The organism is Streptomyces sp. NBC_01306 (assembly GCF_026340465.1).
Classification (GTDB): domain Bacteria; phylum Actinomycetota; class Actinomycetes; order Streptomycetales; family Streptomycetaceae; genus Streptomyces.
The window spans coordinates 5,018,874-5,035,468 of sequence record NZ_JAPEPC010000001.1 but is presented as its reverse complement, the minus strand read 5'-3'; the positions used below and the strand labels follow the sequence as shown (position 1 = coordinate 5,035,468).

At 71.5% G+C, this 16,595-nt stretch carries 13 protein-coding genes and 1 tRNA gene; 5 read left to right on the top strand and 9 right to left on the bottom strand.

Features of this window, described 5'->3' with window-relative positions; translation table 11 throughout:
• Nucleotides 1-326 precede the first annotated feature (326 nt).
• From OG385_RS22160 to OG385_RS22150, 3 genes are all read right to left on the bottom strand, one after another.
• Entirely contained in the window at nucleotides 327-728 is a 402-nt protein-coding gene (locus tag OG385_RS22160; RefSeq protein ID WP_266856937.1) for a single-stranded DNA-binding protein, read from the bottom strand.
• Nucleotides 729-902: 174 nt separating this feature from the next.
• Entirely contained in the window at nucleotides 903-2,654 is a 1,752-nt protein-coding gene (locus OG385_RS22155; RefSeq protein ID WP_266856935.1) for a GTPase, read from the bottom strand.
• A 551-nt stretch (nucleotides 2,655-3,205) separates the two neighbouring features.
• Nucleotides 3,206-4,807: a dynamin family protein gene (locus OG385_RS22150; protein ID WP_266861069.1), complete on the bottom strand. Its 1,602-nt coding sequence runs from the start codon at nucleotides 4,805-4,807 to the stop codon at nucleotides 3,206-3,208.
• Nucleotides 4,808-5,144: 337 nt separating this feature from the next.
• Here OG385_RS22150 and OG385_RS22145 point away from each other — a divergent pair.
• Nucleotides 5,145-5,217: transfer RNA gene (locus tag OG385_RS22145), tRNA-Arg, on the top strand.
• Nucleotides 5,218-5,668: 451 nt separating this feature from the next.
• Nucleotides 5,669-5,956: a hypothetical protein gene (locus OG385_RS22140; RefSeq protein ID WP_266856933.1), complete on the top strand. Its 288-nt coding sequence runs from the start codon at nucleotides 5,669-5,671 to the stop codon at nucleotides 5,954-5,956.
• Between the two features lie 22 nt (nucleotides 5,957-5,978).
• Here OG385_RS22140 and OG385_RS22135 read toward each other — a convergent pair whose 3' ends face one another.
• On the bottom strand, nucleotides 5,979-6,467 hold the full coding sequence (locus OG385_RS22135; protein WP_266856932.1) for a MarR family winged helix-turn-helix transcriptional regulator: 489 nt from the start codon (nucleotides 6,465-6,467) through the stop codon (nucleotides 5,979-5,981).
• Nucleotides 6,468-6,666: 199 nt separating this feature from the next.
• On the opposite strand from OG385_RS22135, the gene lgt reads away from it, so the two are divergent.
• The gene (lgt, locus tag OG385_RS22130; protein ID WP_266856931.1) at nucleotides 6,667-7,629 is read left to right on the top strand and encodes a prolipoprotein diacylglyceryl transferase; all 963 of its coding nucleotides are present in this window, start codon (nucleotides 6,667-6,669) and stop codon (nucleotides 7,627-7,629) included.
• Nucleotides 7,630-7,656: 27 nt separating this feature from the next.
• Here lgt and OG385_RS22125 read toward each other — a convergent pair whose 3' ends face one another.
• The 4 genes from OG385_RS22125 to OG385_RS22110 form a co-directional block, all read right to left on the bottom strand.
• Nucleotides 7,657-9,108, bottom strand: coding sequence for an MFS transporter (locus OG385_RS22125; RefSeq protein WP_323183943.1), 1,452 nt, complete (start codon nucleotides 9,106-9,108; stop codon nucleotides 7,657-7,659).
• 255 nt (nucleotides 9,109-9,363) lie between these two features.
• Nucleotides 9,364-10,833, bottom strand: coding sequence for a cytosine permease (locus tag OG385_RS22120; protein WP_266856928.1), 1,470 nt, complete (start codon nucleotides 10,831-10,833; stop codon nucleotides 9,364-9,366).
• A gap of 144 nt (nucleotides 10,834-10,977) precedes the next feature.
• The gene (locus tag OG385_RS22115; protein ID WP_266856926.1) at nucleotides 10,978-12,636 is read right to left on the bottom strand and encodes an amidohydrolase; all 1,659 of its coding nucleotides are present in this window, start codon (nucleotides 12,634-12,636) and stop codon (nucleotides 10,978-10,980) included.
• A 372-nt stretch (nucleotides 12,637-13,008) separates the two neighbouring features.
• Complete coding sequence (locus OG385_RS22110; RefSeq protein ID WP_266856924.1) at nucleotides 13,009-13,911, bottom strand: Lrp/AsnC family transcriptional regulator; 903 nt, start codon at nucleotides 13,909-13,911, stop codon at nucleotides 13,009-13,011.
• Between the two features lie 94 nt (nucleotides 13,912-14,005).
• Between OG385_RS22110 and OG385_RS22105 the strand changes: the two genes are divergently transcribed.
• Both OG385_RS22105 and OG385_RS22100 read left to right on the top strand, forming a co-directional pair.
• Nucleotides 14,006-14,647, top strand: coding sequence for an HAD family hydrolase (locus tag OG385_RS22105; RefSeq protein WP_266861067.1), 642 nt, complete (start codon nucleotides 14,006-14,008; stop codon nucleotides 14,645-14,647).
• A gap of 91 nt (nucleotides 14,648-14,738) precedes the next feature.
• Nucleotides 14,739-15,194 carry a tellurite resistance TerB family protein gene (locus OG385_RS22100; RefSeq protein ID WP_266856923.1) on the top strand — a complete coding sequence of 152 codons (456 nt, stop codon included), beginning with the start codon at nucleotides 14,739-14,741 and terminating at the stop codon, nucleotides 15,192-15,194.
• 98 nt (nucleotides 15,195-15,292) lie between these two features.
• On the opposite strand, the gene OG385_RS22095 is transcribed toward OG385_RS22100, so the two are convergent.
• The gene (locus OG385_RS22095; RefSeq protein ID WP_266856921.1) at nucleotides 15,293-16,447 is read right to left on the bottom strand and encodes a DUF1152 domain-containing protein; all 1,155 of its coding nucleotides are present in this window, start codon (nucleotides 16,445-16,447) and stop codon (nucleotides 15,293-15,295) included.
• Between the last annotated feature and the right edge of the window lie 148 nt (nucleotides 16,448-16,595).

Below are 16,595 nucleotides of genomic sequence, written 5' to 3'. Positions count from 1 at the left end.
CCAGCCGCCGTATGCGAGAACCAGACCCCACAGAAAACGCAGAAAACACAGAAACCGCAGAAAACACAGAATTCCCCTTCGGGCAAGGACTCTTCGCGCGATGCGCCTCATGGCGCGCGTGGGGGAAGTTCCTCGCCGGCAGACTCAAATGCCCCGTGAGTATCTGGGAATCCTAAGGACGCAGGAGCAACACAGTCTCCACACAAGGCGTCTGATAACCATTCCGAATCAGAATCGTTACCCTGAATCCCCTCCGCGACCCGACCATATCGACAAATCGCCGCCCCCCAGGGGCCGGTGGCGCCTCGGCGCCACACCGGCCCCGCTCAGGCCACCAGGTCCTTGGGGCGCTCCGTCAGAGCCGCGTCGGCCCTGGCCACACGCTTGAACGCGCTGGTCCCGCGCGTCATGTCGTGCCCCACGGCCAGCGCCTCGATGTCCGCCGAGAATCTGCGCTGTCCGTCCTTGTCCTCTTCGCGCACCTTCAACCTGCCGTGCACGACGAGTGGTTCGCCCAGGGACACGGATCCGGCCAGATTCGCGGCCAGCGACCGCCAGGACCACACGGTGTAGAAGCTGGTCGGCCCGTCGGTCCAGACCTGTTTCTGCCGGTCCCAGCGGCGTGCGGTGACCGCGAAGCGAAATCGCGCCATTCCCCCGGTCACCGAATCCCGGTATTCAGGCTGCGTCGCCACATTTCCCACCAATGTCACCAAGGTGTCGTTCATGAGCCCTTCCTTCCCCCGTCCCGCCATGGTCTGCGGGGCCGCCCCGTGACAACCCCGCCGGATGCACCCGGCTGCCACCGGCTACCGATCCGGTTGCTGATCCGGCTACCGATCCGGTTGCTGATCCGGTTCCCATGCTGGCCCGGCGAAGCAGGTTCCGCTTGCGCCTGTGGACTACTTGCCGGTTGTGGACAACCCGTTCACCGTCACGTACTGCTCCCGCACCTCTCGGTAGCGCACCAGCTCGGCCGCGACCGGATCGAGCACCTTTGCCCTGCCGCACGCGGCGGCCGCCTCCCGCAGCCTGCGCTCCGCCTCCTGCCCGTACCGGTGCGCGGGCCCCCGTACGGCCATCCCGCACGCCCACTCCACGAGCGGGCCGCCCACGGTTCCGGCCAGCATCACCAGGACGGGCGTCAGCGGGGCGACATCGAGTACGCCCACCACCACCCCCAGCAGCCAGAGCACACCCAGAATCTGGTGCACGGTCGTCATCACCTGGGCCAGCACAGCCGCCGGCCACCATGCGGGCCGCCCCGAGCGGCCCCCCGGCTCCTGCGCGACGGTGGTCACCGCCAGCTCGTCCAGGGCCTCGGGCAGCCCTTCGGCTCCGCGTGCGGCGGCCTCGCGCACCGCCTGCGCCCAGGGCGCGGGAAGCCCGTCGGCCGCCTCGTCGGCGACCGTACGCACAGCCTGCTCCACCTCCTGCCGGGCAGTCGCCTCGGTGCCCGCGGGCTCCGGGCCGGGCTCCGCCGGCACCGGTTCCGGGCCGCCGGGCACACGTGTGGACTCGTACCAGCGCCAGAGCCGCAGCCACGGCGTGCCGCACGCCTTCATCGCGTTCCGGCTCCACTCGCGCTCCGCGGCCTCGCCCGCGGCCAGGGCGCCGACCGCGTTGCCGAGCCGGTCACCGAACTCCTCACGCGACAGCTCTCCGAGCCCGGCGTGGCCCTCGGCCACGTAGACCGACCGCAGTTCGTCCGCCGCCGCGTCCACATCGGCGGACAGCCGCCGCGCCGGGGCGCCCCGTTCGCGGACGAACCGGCCGATCAGCTCCCGCAGTTCACCCACCCCTTCACCGGTGAGCGCGGACAGCGCGAGCACCGTCGCCCCCGGCTCGCCGTGCTCGCCCAGTGCCATGCCGTCCTCGTCGAGCAGCCTCCGCAGGTCGTCGAGCACCTGGTCGGCGGCCTCGCCCGGCAGCCGGTCGATCTGGTTGAGCACCACGAAGGTGATCTCGGCGTGGCCCGCGAGCGGCTTGAGATAGCGGTCGTGGAGTGCGGCGTCCGCGTACTTCTCCGGGTCGACCACCCAGATCACCGCGTCGACCAGTTCCATCGCGCGGTCCACCTGGTCGCGGTGCGCGGTCACGGCCGAGTCGTGGTCCGGCAGGTCGATGAGGACCAGCCCGTGCAGCTCGTCGCCGGGTCCCGCACTCATCCAGGGCCTGCGGCGCAGCCGCCCCGGGATGGCGAGCCGGTCGAGCAGTCCGGCGGCGCCGTCGGTCCAACTGCAGGCGAGGGGCGCGGAGGTGGTGGGCCTGCGCACCCCGGTCTCGGAGATCGCCACCCCGGCAAGGGCGTTGAAGAGGGTCGACTTGCCGCTGCCGGTCGCGCCCGCGATGGCGACGACGGTGTGCTGCGAGGAGAGCCGCTGCCGGGCCGACGCCTCGTCCAGCACCCGTCCGGCCTCGGCCAGCGTCGGGCCGTCGAGGCGCGTACGGGAGAGACCGACCAGTTCCCGCAAGGCGTCCAGCCGGGCGCGCAGTTCGGCGCCGTACGACATGGAACGCGGGAAGTCCTCGTACGACTCGGGCAGGGGGCCCAGATTGAGTTCGCGCGCGCTGCCCGGCGCGCTGTCGCCGCGGTCGGCGGCGCGTCGGGCGATGAACCCGTCGTCCCATCGGTGACCGGCCTGCCCGGGCATTTTGGCCTGACCGGCTGCCCCTGAGGGCCCTGAAAGCTCAGACAGCCCTGACAGCCCTGACAGCTCGGAGGCCCCGGACCGATCCGACTGATCGGACGGACCGGATGAATCAGACGGATCAGACGGATCAGACGGATCAGATGGACCCGGCAGACCGAACGGACCGGCGGCGGTATCCAGGGCGGTCCCCGAGGCCGCGCCGGAATCCGCATCGGAGGCTGTTTCCGAGTCGCTGGACGCCATCGCCGGGGCCGCCCCCTGCGCCGCGCCGGAGACCCCAGGAGCGGGAACTGCGTACGGCTCCCGCGCCCCCTCCGGCCCTTGGCTCTCCCGGGCCCCCGGCCGCTCGGGCCACGCATCCGAACCCGGCGCAGCAGAAGCCGCACACACCCCAGCAGCCCCAGCGCCCCCAGCGGCCCTCTCAACCCCACCAGCCACACCAGCCACATGCGTACCGACTGCCGATGTGCTGGCCTCAGCCCCGTCCGCCACCACATCCACCTCCGCCGCTCCGGTCACCCCGGTCACGTGTGTCGTCTCGGTCACCTCGGTCATCGCGGGCACTTCTCCTTCTGCAGTACGGACAGCGCGGCGATCAGTTCGGCCTGCGACTCGGGGCCCACATCGAGGGCGTCCAGCGGTGCGAGCCGGCGGTCACGCTCCGCGCCGAGCACGTCGTCGATGTACGTGCTGACCAGCTCGGCGCCCTTGTCGCGCAGCCTCAGCGCCCTCTGCGCGCCGATCCGTTCGGCCAGCCGCTCCCCCGCCTTGCGCGTCCGGCGCCCGCCCAGCAGCGCGGCGGCCAGCAGCGCGGCGACCGCCTCGGGTTCCGGCGCGGCCGAGCGCTCCAGCCCGCCCACCTCTTCCTCGGCCAGCTCCTCCAGGACCCGCCGCCAGCGCCGTACGGCGAGGCCGACCCTCTCGCCGGCCTCCGCCGCCTCCGTCTCAAGACCGGCCGCCGCGGGCTCGCGCCCCCAGCTCTCGCGGACCCGTTCGTCTGCGGCGGCCACCGCGCACTGGAGCAGTACCGCCAGGCTCTCCGAGAGCGCGTCGAGCAGTTCGCCCGACGAACTGTCCAACGGATAGCCGCGCCACCGGGTCCTGGCGTCTCCGGCCAGCACGGCGCCCGCCTTGAGCCGTGCTCGTACGCGCTTGCCCTCACCCTCGTACGCCTCCTCGACGGTGCCGGTGAGCCGTACCGCTGCGGAGTACTGCATGGCGACGGCGGCAGCCAGTTCGGGCATCCGCGCACCCAGCGAATCGATCACGCCGGTCGCCGTGCGGTCGAGCGACTGCTGCCGGGCCGCCGGGTCCTGCGCGTGCTGGGTCAGCCATGCGCGCAGCGGTGCCACGGCGGTGGTGGGCAGCAGTCCGCTGCCGCCGCCCGCCGACTCGGGCAGTTCGGGGATCGTGAAGCGCGGCGCGTCCCCGAGCCCGGCCCGGGTGAGCAGCGCGCCGTACTGCCGTGACACCTCTCCGACGACCTGGTGGGGCACCCGGTCGAGGACGGTGACGAGTGTCGCGTTGTACTCCTTCGCGGTACGCAGCAGATGCCAGGGCACGGCGTCCGCGTACCGGGACGCGGTGGTCACCATGACCCACACGTCGGCGGCGCAGATCAACTCGGCGGCCAGCGCCCGGTTGCCCGCGACGAGCGAGTCGATGTCGGGGGCGTCGAGCAGGGCGAGCCCGCGCGGCAGGTTCGCCGCCACTTCGACCCGCAGCGCACCGCTGGTGGCCGCGTGCGGCTCCGGGGGCCCGTCGTCGCCGGTGTCGTCCTGCTGCGGAAGCCATACGCGGGTGAGGCGCGGCAGCACGCGCAGCCCCGAGAACCAGTGGTGGTCGTCGGGGTGGCAGACCAGGACCGGTGTCCGTGTGGTGGGCCGCAGCACTCCGGCCTCGCTGACCCGGCGTCCGACCAGCGAATTGACGAGCGTGGACTTCCCCGCACCGGTCGACCCGCCGATCACGGCGAGCAGGGGTGCTTCCGGAGCTCTGAGCCGGGGCACCAGGTAGTCGTCGAGCTGCGCGAGCAATTCGGTCCGCGTCCGGCAGGCGCGCGGTGCGCCTGGCAACGGGAGCGGAAGGCGCACGGCGGCGACTCGGTCACGCAGGGCGGAGAGTGCGTCGATCAGCTGAGGCCGTACATCCAAGGTCACCACATGCGAAGAATGCCCAATTTCATTGGCTTTTTGAAGCGTATAGCCACTTGTGCGCGCCAATAGGGGGCGATCAGGGCCGTTCGGACACCCGGACCACTCGGGACGAGTGGGACGCAGGCATAACGACTGCACAACACCCGGGATCCGAGGAGCCAAAAGCGGTGCGCGATCCGCACCCGCCTGCGATTATCAGTTCGCTTCACTGAACCTCCACATCGTGCCACGGAGGTGAAGCAACGGGGAGCAGGTGAATGGAGCCCTATCCTGGTCCCTGGCAAGGTCACGCACCCGTACAACCGGGGCTCCAGGCCGCCGAGGCCACGATCCGGCCCCCGTAGCTCAGTGGATAGAGCAGGCGCCTTCTAAGCGCTTGGCCGCAGGTTCGAGTCCTGCCGGGGGCACTCTCGCCGCACTGCGGCCGGGCCCTCCCACCGGGAGGGCCTTTTTTCAGGTCTGGGGAACGTAGCGAGAACGACGTAGTGACGGCGTAAGGACCCCGGGCGGCCCCGAACCGGGAGGCGCGGGATCTGCGGAGATCGACCGCACGCCGCGAGCTGGGGGCGGCCCGCGTCGGCGAGGAAGCCCCACTCCGCCCCACCACCGGCAGCCGCGCCCGCGTAACCAACAGGCCGAACCTGAAGGCGGCTTCAGGATGCTTCAGGTCAGCTTCAGGATGCCTCCGGCAGGGTGGAACCCATCGGCACACACCGTGCCGGAAGGCCTACGAGCAGGAACCATCGTGAAGCGCCACGTCAGCACAGGGAATGAGCCATTCCAGCCCTCCTGACGGACTGCTCACGCTGAGTGCACTTAATGTCACAGCACGGATTCGACTGATCGACAGGAGAAGTCATGAGCAGCGCAACGGCGACGTGTTCGCAGACGGAGTCCGGCGAACTGTGGAACAGCGGGGGGCTGCTCGAACTGCGCCCCGTGGCACTCGACCCCAAGGTGATAGCGGAGCTCGCCGAGGTCAGGGTGCCGATCCCCCGATCCGTCCTCATCGGCTGGGTGGACGTGCCTCCCGGGGACCCTCGCGGGGCGACCAATCACACGCTCTACCTCACCCCTGGCGGCTACCTCTACCGGGTCACGGCCTACATCGACGGCCGTCCCGCCAAGAGCGCGAACTCCAACTGAGCCCGCTTTCAAGGGCGCCCGGTCAGTCCCCGGTGTCGTCCAGGTGTTCCGCGATACGGAGCAGGGCGGGCAGTGCCGCCCGGACCGTGTCGCGGTCCGCGTCGCCCAGGGCGGCGAGAGCGGCACCCAGGCGGCGTTCATGGGCCTGGGCCCAGGCGGTGAGCTGGGCGCGGCCCGCGTCGGTGAGAACGACGACGGAGGCCCGCCGGTCGGCTGAGTCGACATCGCGGGTCACCAGACCCGCCGTGATCATCTGCCCGATCAGGCCCGATACCGTGCTGGCCGCCAGATGCTGGCGGGTGGCCAGGTCGCTGATGCGGGCCGGGGAGTGTTCCGCGAGGACCTGGAGCAGTTCGACCTGGGCCATGGGCAGGGTCTCCCACGGGTAGTCGGTGCGGATCGACGCCCGCAAGGAACGGCGCAGGCGCGTGACGGCCTCGGTGAGCAGTCGCGCGTCGGACGTGTGGTCCTTCGGCGGCTTACGGGTCCCGGATCGGGGCTGGGGCGGCATACGCGAACTTTACTGACCTCCAGCACGGAGGCCACAGGGTCGGGGGTCACACGCTCAGGGGCACAGGGGCGCGGGCTCGTGGGTCACAGGAGCCGCAGGAGCCGCAGGGGTCACAGGCGAAAGGTTCGGGGTCCGATGTAATCTCGTTCGGGTTCCTCCGGCCCCGGTCGGCAACCTCACGTCGAGAGCGGTCCCGCCGATGAACCTGGCGTACATTCCGAGCCCTTCCCAGGGTGTCTGGCATCTCGGGCCCTTCCCGATCCGGGCGTACGCGCTGTGCATCATCGCCGGGATCTTCGCCGGGGTGTGGCTGACCGGCCGCCGCTGGGCGGCCCGCGGCGGCAACCGCGACCACATCGCCGACATCGCGCTGTGGGCAGTGCCGTTCGGTGTGCTGGGCGGGCGGCTCTACCACGTCATCACCGACCCCGAGCTGTACTTCGCCGCCGGCAAGCAGCCCATCCGGGCGCTGTACATCTGGGATGGCGGGCTCGGTATCCCCGGCGCCGTCGCCCTCGGCGCTGTGGGCGCGTGGCTGGGGTGCAGGCGCCGGGGCATCAGGCTGGCGGACTTCGCGGATGCCGCAGCTCCCGGCCTGGTGCTGGCCCAGGCGATCGGCCGGTGGGGGAACTACTTCAACCAGGAGCTCTTCGGCGGTCCCACGCATCTGCCCTGGGCCCTGCTGATCGATCCCGCGCACCGGCCCGCGGACAGCCCGACCGTCGCTCTCTACCACCCGACTTTTCTCTACGAGTCCCTGTGGGATCTCGGCGTGATGGCCCTGCTCCTCTGGCTCGACCGGCGCTACCGGCCGCGCAGGGGACGGCTGTTCGCGTGCTACGTGCTGGCGTACACCGCCGGGCGGTCCTGGATCGAAGCCCTGCGGATCGATCACGCCAACCACTTTCTGGGCCTGCGGCTGAACGACTGGGTGTCGGCTGCGCTGTTCGCCGGAGCGCTGGTGTACCTCATCGCCACCCGCCGTCCCGCCGACGTCAGTACCGATACCGATACCGATACCGACGCCGACGCCGACGCCGGTACTGACGTCAGTACGGACACCACTTCCGGCTCCAGCTCCGGCTCAGCTGCCGGGCCCGGCTCCACGGGCGACGGCCCGCAGGGCGCTTCTCCTCCCGACCGTGACCCGACGGACAAGTGACGCGCGCACCACCAGCCGTACCCACACCTACGTACGCGACCGAGTTCCCGCCCGAGCCCCCGCCCGGGGCCCCGAACGTGCCGCGTACACCGCCACCAGCGCCGCCATGAGCAGGACGAGTACGGCCCAGCGCGGGCCGTCCGGCACCCCGTGCGGCGGGGCGAGATGCAGGGCCAGGGTCACCAGCGCGACGCCCAGGGCCGTGCCCAGGCCGCGGGCCATGTTGACCAGTCCGCCGCCGGTACCCGACGAACGCGCCGGGATCGCCCCCATGATCAGCGTGTTGTTGGCCGGGGTGAAGATGCCCAGGCCCAGTCCGAGCACCGCGAGGAGCAGCACCAGCGGCCCGGGAGTCAGCGGCGCCAGGACCATCGCCACCAGAGCGGCCACGCAGATCAGCGCGCCCAGGACACAGCGGCCCCGGTCGCCCAGCGCCGCGGGCAGGGCCCTGTCGGCAGCCGTAGCGGCCACTGCGAAGCCGACCGGCAGCGCGGTCAGCACAAGACCCGCCGTCAGCTCCGACGAGCCCCCGCCCGTGAGCACGATCGGGACCAGCACCAGGGGCCCGAAGAGCACCAGATAGCCGCAGAGCGCGCCGATCAGCCCGGACGACACCGCCCGCACCCGCAGCAGCGCCAGGTCGAGCAGCGGCACGGCGGCCACCCGCTGCCGCACCGCGAACGCCCAGCCGGCCCCGGCGGCCAGGACGAACAGCCCGGCGACACCCCAGCCGGGTACCGGCAGTCCGGACGCGGCCGAGACCCCGAGCAGCCCGCTGGTCGTCGCCACGACCAGCAGCGCCAGGCCCGCCCAGTCGAAGCCGTCCGACTGCTGCCTGCTGCGCGTCCTCGGCAGCAGATAGTGGCCGGCGACCAGCGCGAACAGCCCGATCGGCACGTTGATGCCGAAGACCCAGCGCCAGCCGAGCGTCGCCACCAGGGCGCCCCCGACCGTCGGCCCCAGCGCGAGGCCGAGTGCCTGGGCGGCAGCCTGCACGCCCAGCGCGGTCCGCATCCGCTCCCGCGGCGCGCTGGTGGCCACCAGCGCCACGCTGTTGGCCTGCATCATCGCCGCACCCGCCGCCTGTACCACCCGGAAGGCCACCAGCGTCGCCAGTGACGGTGCGAGACCGCAGGCCGCCGAGGCCGCGGTGAAGACCACGAAGCCGTAGAGATAGAACAGTTTGCGCCCGTACGCGTCCGACAGCCGGCCGATCGGAACCAGCAGGGCCACCAGCGTGAGCAGGTACGCGAGGGACACCCACTCGACGGCCGCCAGCGACGCGTGGAACTCCGTACGCACACTGCCGTACGTCAACGTCACGATGCTGGCATCCAGCTGCCCCATGAAGGCCCCGAAGCACACCGTGCCCACCGCGAGCCACCATGCGCCGGGCCGCAGCCGGATCCGCTCCGGTCGGGGACGCTCCCGCAGGAGGACGTCCCTCCACGAAGGGTGCCGTTCGCCGGAAAGCGCCATGCGCCTGCTCACGTCTCCTCCACTCGCACGCCGGGTGCCGGGGCCGCGTCCCCGCGAGCACGACGGCAGGAGCCGTCGACGGGGTTCGTCCCACAGGAGAAGATTACATCGGATACCGAAATACTTTGTCGCCGATGCGTTCGCCGGTGCATTGCCGCTACGTCGCCGATACGCGTGAGCCCCGGGACACCGGGCGTCGCCCGCCGTCCCGGGGCCGGAGCCACGGTCACCGCCACCGCTGTCTGCGGCCATCCGTTACGGGCGGCTCACCTGCACGTCCTTCTCCCGCTCCCCGCGCACCCGCCGCCCCGCCAGCAGCAGATAGGCCGCCCCCGAGACCACGATCGGCAGGAACCAGGAGAGGTCGGCGCCGCCCAGCCGGCCGCTCAGCCAGCTGTGCAGAAGGGGCGAGTTGATGGTGAGCAGGCCGGTGGCCATGCCGCAGGCGAGTGCGATCAGGCCCTGGACGTTGACACCGCCGACACCCCAGTAGCGGCTGCTGCGGTCGCTGGTGTGGATGTCGTGGTGGTCGTAGTGCCAGCGGCGCAGGATGCCGTCCACGATCCAGACGGCGGCGAACGGACCGGCCCAGACGTTGACGAGGGAGAGGAACTCGTTCAGCGCGGTCTCGAAGTCGTACACGAAGAGGATCAGCAGCACCGCCGCGAGGGCCAGGGTGGCGTCCAGAGCCGTGGCGAGCCAGCGCTTGAGCGGGATGCCGATGGCCTGGATGGCCAGGCCCGACGAGTAGAACACCGAGGCGTTGTTGGAGATCGAGCCCAGGAAGCAGGCGGCGATGTAGAGGACGTACAGCCAGCCGGGCACCAGCGGCTGGACGCCCGCCACCGGGTCGGTGAGGTCCGTACGGGTCGCGACCAGGACGCCCGCGATGCCCAGGTAGACGGCCATTCCCGCGCCGCCGCCCAGCACCCGCGGGAAGACCTTGCGGACCGGGGTGTCCGAGGGCAGGTAGCGGGCGTAGTCCGGCGAGACCACCAGGTACGACAGCGAACCGGACGCGATCAGCGCGGCGGCGGAGACGATCAGCGCGAGCCAGTGGCCGCCCGACGCGGGGTGCGGCGGCTGCCAGTTCCAGTTCACCCCGCCGATGGTGTAGCAGAGCAGCAGCGCGAAGACCACGGCCACCGCCACGGCGAAGTACGGCTGGACCTTCACCAGCAGCCGGTGCCCGGTGACCGCGATGACGATGGCCACACCCAGCACGAGCAGGGTCGCCAGGACCTTGCCGGGCGCGCCGGAGTGGTGCCAGCCGAGCCGGTCGAAGAGGGCGAGTACGGCGAAGACCCCGAGGAGACCGTTGACCGTCTTGAAGCCCAGGGACATGGCCCAGGTGAACAGCGCGTTGATGCGGTTCCCGAACACGCCGAACGGCGCCCGGCTCAGCGTGAGCGCGGGCAGTCCGGCGCGCGGGCCCGCGATCGAGCTGTAGGCGACGAGGCCGAACAGCGCGTTGCCCACCACCACCGCGACCAGGGCCTGGACGAGGGAGAGGCCGAGGGCGATGGCGCCCGCGCCGAGCACGAAGAAGAACTGGTAGGAGTTGATCCCGGCCCAGAAGAAGCCCAGTTGGCGCGGGGTCATATAGCGCTCGGACTCGGGGATGAAGTCGTAGCCGTGCTGTTCGACCGCGCCCGCTGCGGGGCCGCCTCCGGCGCGTTCGGCCGTGCCGGTCCCCGGCCGGTCCGGCTGTGCGGTGGTGCTCATCGGTGGTGCTCCTTCACGGTGGCGGCCGCCGGTGCGGACGGGCGCGGTGTGCCGTAATCGGTGAACAGCCTGGGTTCAGTGGGCTTCGGATCGGCGGACGTACGGATGTCCGGCAGGTCAGACCGGTCGGACCGGTCGGACCGGTCAGGCGGTTGCGGACCAGACCTGGCGGGCGCCGATCCAGGTCTCGTCGACGCCCGCTGTGGCGAGCTGGGCGAGGTCGTCGGTCGCGTACGGGTCGGCGGCCGTGATGACGAAGTCGGCGAACGCTCCGGCCCGCAGGCTGCCCACCTCGTTCTCGCGGTGCAGCGCCCGCGCTCCGCCGAGCGTGTGCGCGCGGATGCCGTCCGCGACGGCGAGCCGCATCTCCGGGGTGCCGAGCCGGGTGCCGAGCACGGTCTCCCGGCTCGCGGCGGCGGCGACCGCCTCGAACGGCCGGGGCGGCGCGACGGGCGCGTCCGAGCTGAACGCGAACTCCGTGCCCGCCGACTGGAGCAGGCCCGCCGGGTTGTAGCGGTGGCCCATCTCGCCGATCGCGGTGAGCGTGCCGTCGCCGGTACGGAGGTGGTGCTGGGGCTGGAGCACGCCGTGCACACCCAGCTCCCGCATCCGGGCGATCTCGGCGTCGGTGGGCAGCCCGCAGTGCTCGACACGGTGCCGGGCGTCCGTGCGGGGCGTGTCGGCGAGCGCCTTCTCGACGGCGTCCAGGACCATGCCGATGGCGTACGGGGACTGGGCGTGGGTCGCCGTCTGGAAGCCGGCCCGGTGGGCACGCAGCACCAGGTCCGCGTACTCGGCGGGGTCGTGGTAGAGCTGCCCGTGGTTGCAGCAGTCGGCCGCGTAGCCCTCGGGGAAGTACGCGGTCCAGCCGCCCAGCGTGCCGTCCGCGTAGAGCTTGACGCCCTGGATCCGCAGTTGGTCGTCGCCGAGCTCGCTGCCGAGACCGAGGTCGAGGGCGGTGTCGAGCAGCGCCGATGTCAGATAGACGGAGGTGCGCATCCGCAGGTCGCCTGCGTCGCGGGCGCGCAGATACGTGGAGAGTTCGCGGCGGGACGCCTGGGCGTCGCCGATGGTGGTGACACCGGCGGCGAGGAAGGTCTGCTGGGCGCGCAGCAGATGGCCGCGCATGACGTCGGCCGGGTCGTCGAGGTGGAAGTTCGGGCCGTGGTTGGTGATCTTCACACCGTCGGGTCCCGTCAGCAGATCGCAGGCGCCGTCCCACAGCTCGCCGTTGGGCTCGCCGGATGCCGTACGGCCGATGCGGCCGCCGAGCGGGTCGGGGGTGCCTGCGGTGATGCCGTACTTGCGCAGGGTGTAGGTGTTCACGACACCGCCGTGGCCGGACGCGTTCATCACGTAGACCTCGCGGTCGGTGGCGACCCGGTCGAGGTCCTGGCAGGTGGGGTGGCGGCCCTCGGCCAGCCTGCGGTGCTCGTAGCCGAAGCCGCGCAGGGCGGCGTCCGGCCGGAGCCCTTCCGCGTGCCGGCGAAGCGCGGCGACCAGCCCGTCGATGTCCGCGACGGTCTCGGGCCGTACGTCGGCCCAGGCGAGGTTCTGTCCGTACATCACCGGGTGGCAGTGCGCGTCGACGAAACCGGGCATCAGTTGGCGTCCACCGAGGTCCAGCCGCTCGTCCACGCGGCCGTCCAGTGCGGCCCTGCACTCCTCGGCCGTGCCCGCGTGCACGATGCGCTCACCGCGCACCGCGAGGGCCTCGGCGCGGCCCGCCGGGGTGAGGGTGTGGACGGTGCCGCCGGTGACGAGAAGGGTGCGGTCCGAGTGTGCTGCGGGCGTGGTGGCCATGTGGGTGCTCCGGTAGTACGGGGAGGGGCGTGCGCGGTCTCCCGGTGGGCGGGCGCTGCTGCCGGGGTCGGGCGTCGGCGTCTGCGGTTCGCAGGCGCCGGGCGACCCAGCGCCACGGGAAGCGAATCGACGCCTGAGACAAGCGTCTGCGAGCGATCCGCTGACTGCGACAGTACGACGCAAGCGAAAGATTATCCAGAGGGGTGAATGAAGAACTTTTCACTTGTGATGGAGAGCGTGTACGAGCGAACCGCGTGCGGCCGGGTCGGGGCGCAGGGGAAACGTCGGGAAGGAAGAGGAAGGAAGAGGGGAGAGAGATGAGAGGCGGTGGAGAAAGAAGCAGAAGAAGGGGAAGAAGGAGAGGGGCCGCGGTCAGCTCGTCGTCAGCGAGTCGTAGCGCTCCTTGACGAGCTCCAGATGGAGCCAGCTCTCCAGACCGTGCACGCCGTCCAGCGCACGCAGTTTCTCCAGCGAAGCCAGCACGTCGGCGAGCGTCTCGCCGCCCACCGTGCCGATGACGTCCGCGCGGCCCACACACTCCGCGGCGAACTGCACCTGCTCGGTTGCCAGCAGACCGCCCACCCCCGCCGCGCCGTGCACATCACCGGAGCGGCGCATCGAGAAACCCGCGAGGTGGCCCATGCCGAGGGTTCCCGGGCGCACCAGGGCCGCGACCCGGAAGACGCCCGCATCCAGCAGGCGCAGCGAGCGGGCCCGCGCGGCGGCGGCCGACATGGCGATCCGGTCGGCCAACTCGGCGTAGGACATGCGCCCGTCGGTCTGGAGCGCCCGCAGGATCGCGTGGTCCGTCTCGTCGAGGCTCACCACGTCGGGCGAAGTCACCGGCAGATAGGGGTCCTTGAGCACGCGCGTGTACGGGGTCGTGTCGACGCCCCGTACGCCGGGCAGCCGCGCGACGTCCGCCACCAGGGCGCTCAGCGCGTCGAAATCAGATGTCCGCAGCTCCGCGATGACCGGGCGCCGGCCTGCGGTCAGCGTCACGAAGACCGCTTCGGAGAGCCCGGCCACGGTCCGCGCGACGGGGTCGGCGGGCCCGACGACATCGATGGCGACATGGGCACTGACCGTGCGCCCGAGCACCGCGGGGTGGATGACACCGACGATCCGCAGGATCCCGTCCTCGGTCAGCCGCAGCGCCCGTGCCCGGGCGGCTGCGCGGGAGAGACCGACGCGTGCGGCGAGCGTCTCGTAGGACGTGCGGCCGTCCTCCTGGAGGAGGTGGACGAGCGCGAGGTCGGTGGAGTCGAGGTTCATCGGACAGCCAGTCTGCCACGCGCACCGGAACCGCCGCCCGCGTGTTCATCGCGGCAGCCCGTCGGCGGCTCCCGCGCACCGTACTGTGCGCATGGTGATTGAGACGATCGTGTTCGACGTCGGCGAGACCCTCACCCGGGACGACCGGTACTGGCGTTCCTGGGCGGACTGGCTCGGAATCCCCTCCCACACCGTGTCCGCGCTCGTCGGCGCGGTCACCGCCCAAGGACGTGACAACACCGACGCCCTGCGGCTGCTCAAACCCGGCATGGACATCGCCGAGGCGTACCGGGCACGGGAGGTCGCGGGCCGTGGCGAACACCTCGACGAGAGCGACCTCTACCCCGACGTACGCCCCGCTCTCTCGGCGCTGCGCGGGCTCGGCTTCCGGGTCGTCGTCGCCGGTAACCAGACAGTGAAGGCGGGTGAGTTGCTGCGTGGTCTCGATCTGCCCGCCGATCTCGTCGTCACATCGGACGAGTGGGGCGTCGGCAAGCCCGACCCGGCCTTCTTCGAGCGGGTCGTCGCGGCGTCGGGCGCCGCTCCGGACGCCACCGTGTACGTGGGCGACCATCCGCAGAACGACATCTTTCCCGCCCGTGCGGCCGGACTGCGCACCGCGCATCTGCGGCGCGGACCGTGGGGCCACATGTGGGCCGACGACCCCGAAGTCGTCGCTGCGGCGGACTGGCGGGTCAACAGCCTGACCCGGCTCGCGGCGGCCCTCGCCGAGTGACACCGCGGCGGGCACTTACTGACGGGCCCGGCCGTTGTCCCTACCGTAAAGAGTGATCAAAATGGTCACGCGGTGAACGAGGAGACGGCTGATGGCCCTGTGGGACCGCTTGAAGGACTCTGCGAAGACGATGCAGACGCAGCTCGACGCGAAGAAGAACGACCTCAAGAGCGGCGGATTCCGGGATGCCAGCATGGCCATGTGCGCGCTGGTCGCCGCGGCCGACGGCTCGATCGACCCCGCGGAGCGCCAGCGCGTCGCCTCGCTGATCGCCACCAATGATGTCCTGCAGAACTTCACTGCGGACGACCTGCAGACGCGCTTCAACGACTACTGCCAGAAGCTCACCGCCGACTTCGACTTCGGCAAGGTCAGCGTCCTGCAGACCATCGGCAAGGTCAGCAAGAAGCCCACCGAGGCACGCGCCGTCATCCAGATCGGCATCGTGATCGGCGGCGCCGACGGAAACTTCGACAAGTCCGAGCAGGCCGTGGTCCGCGAGGCGTGCTTCGCGCTGGGGATCGCCCCTACGGAGTTCGACCTGTAAGGCGGCAGCACCCACACCGCGCGGTACAGACGCCCGCGCGGTCCGCCGCACAGCGCCGCTTCGCCGCCGCGCTGTGCGGCCTTCCGGACCGCCCCCGGCTACGCCTCCACCGCCGCCAGCCGCCACAGCGGCGGGGTGTGCCGTGCCGGGGTCGCCGTACTGAGGTGGCGGCGCAGCGCCGTCAGTTGGGCCGGCGACAGGGCGAGCTCCTCCGCGATGCGGCGCGTGGTGACATAGGCGATGCCGCTGTCCGCGGTCCGGCGTTCCCACTCGGCGAAGCGCTCGGGCAGGGGTCGCGGAAGGGGTCGTGGCATGGGTCGTGGCAGGGGACGTGGCTCACTGGGCGCGGTGCCGCCCCCGGGTGACTCGCCCGCCTCCTGGCCCAGTTGGGCCGCGCGGGCGCGTTCCCTGGCGATCTCGGAGAAGCCGCAGACCCGTTCGCTCGCCCGCTCCGCGTCCGCGAGACTCGCGCTCTCCGCCAACGCCCTGGCCAGCGGATTGATTTCGAGAGCCCGTGCCAGGGTGAGGCGGTAGACGTGGGGGCTGGCGTCGCCGAGTGTGACGGGGTGCGGGGCGTCCCGGGTGCCGCAGACCCCGCGTATCCCCCGGGCGGCTGCGACCAGCAGCGCGCCTGCCTCCGACGGATGCCAGTCGAACACGGCCTGGACGGACAGCGTGTCCGCGTGGGTCAGGGTGTGCAGCGGGTCGCCGAGCAGCGGCAGCAGGGCGGCCTCGGGCACCTCGGAGTCGAGACCGGGGCCCGCAACATGCACCGAGGTGGGGATCCCGGTGCGTGCGCAGGCGGCGAGGACCAGCGCGTCCCCGAGCGGGCTGCGCAGGGTGGGCTCGGTGCCGTCGGCCAGGATGTCGCCGCCGACATCGACGACGTCGACATGTCCGGCCTCGCAGTACGCGGCGGCCTCCTCGATCTGCCGCGCGAGCCCCGACGCCCCCGCGTAGGGATCGAGCAGACCGAGCGCGGGCCGCAGGTCGGCCGAGAGGCGGGGCAGGAGTGATCCGGCCGGCGGCCGGGGTGCGGAACGGGGGGTGACCAGCCGCAGGGTGGGGCCGGCCGTGACGGTTCCGGTGAAGTCGGACGGCCGGCGCGGCCCCGGCACCGGGTCGACCACCAGCCGCTCCCAGGCGTACGTCAGAACGAGTGCGGGCTCGTCAGGCCCATGCAGAGCGGCGTGCACCATCGCCGTCGCGATGGCGTCGCCGCCACCGCCGGCCGCTATGAGTAGTCGCTTCATGGACGCCATGGTTATCGCAGTGGGGCCGGAGTTTCAGCCCAACTCCCCTTCCCGGAGCGCCCGCAGGCGCTTCCATCCCAGAGGCACGGAGTCTCGGCAAGTCACAGAAGCCTCCAAATTTGGCAAAGGGAAAGCCAAAGAGTTCGGC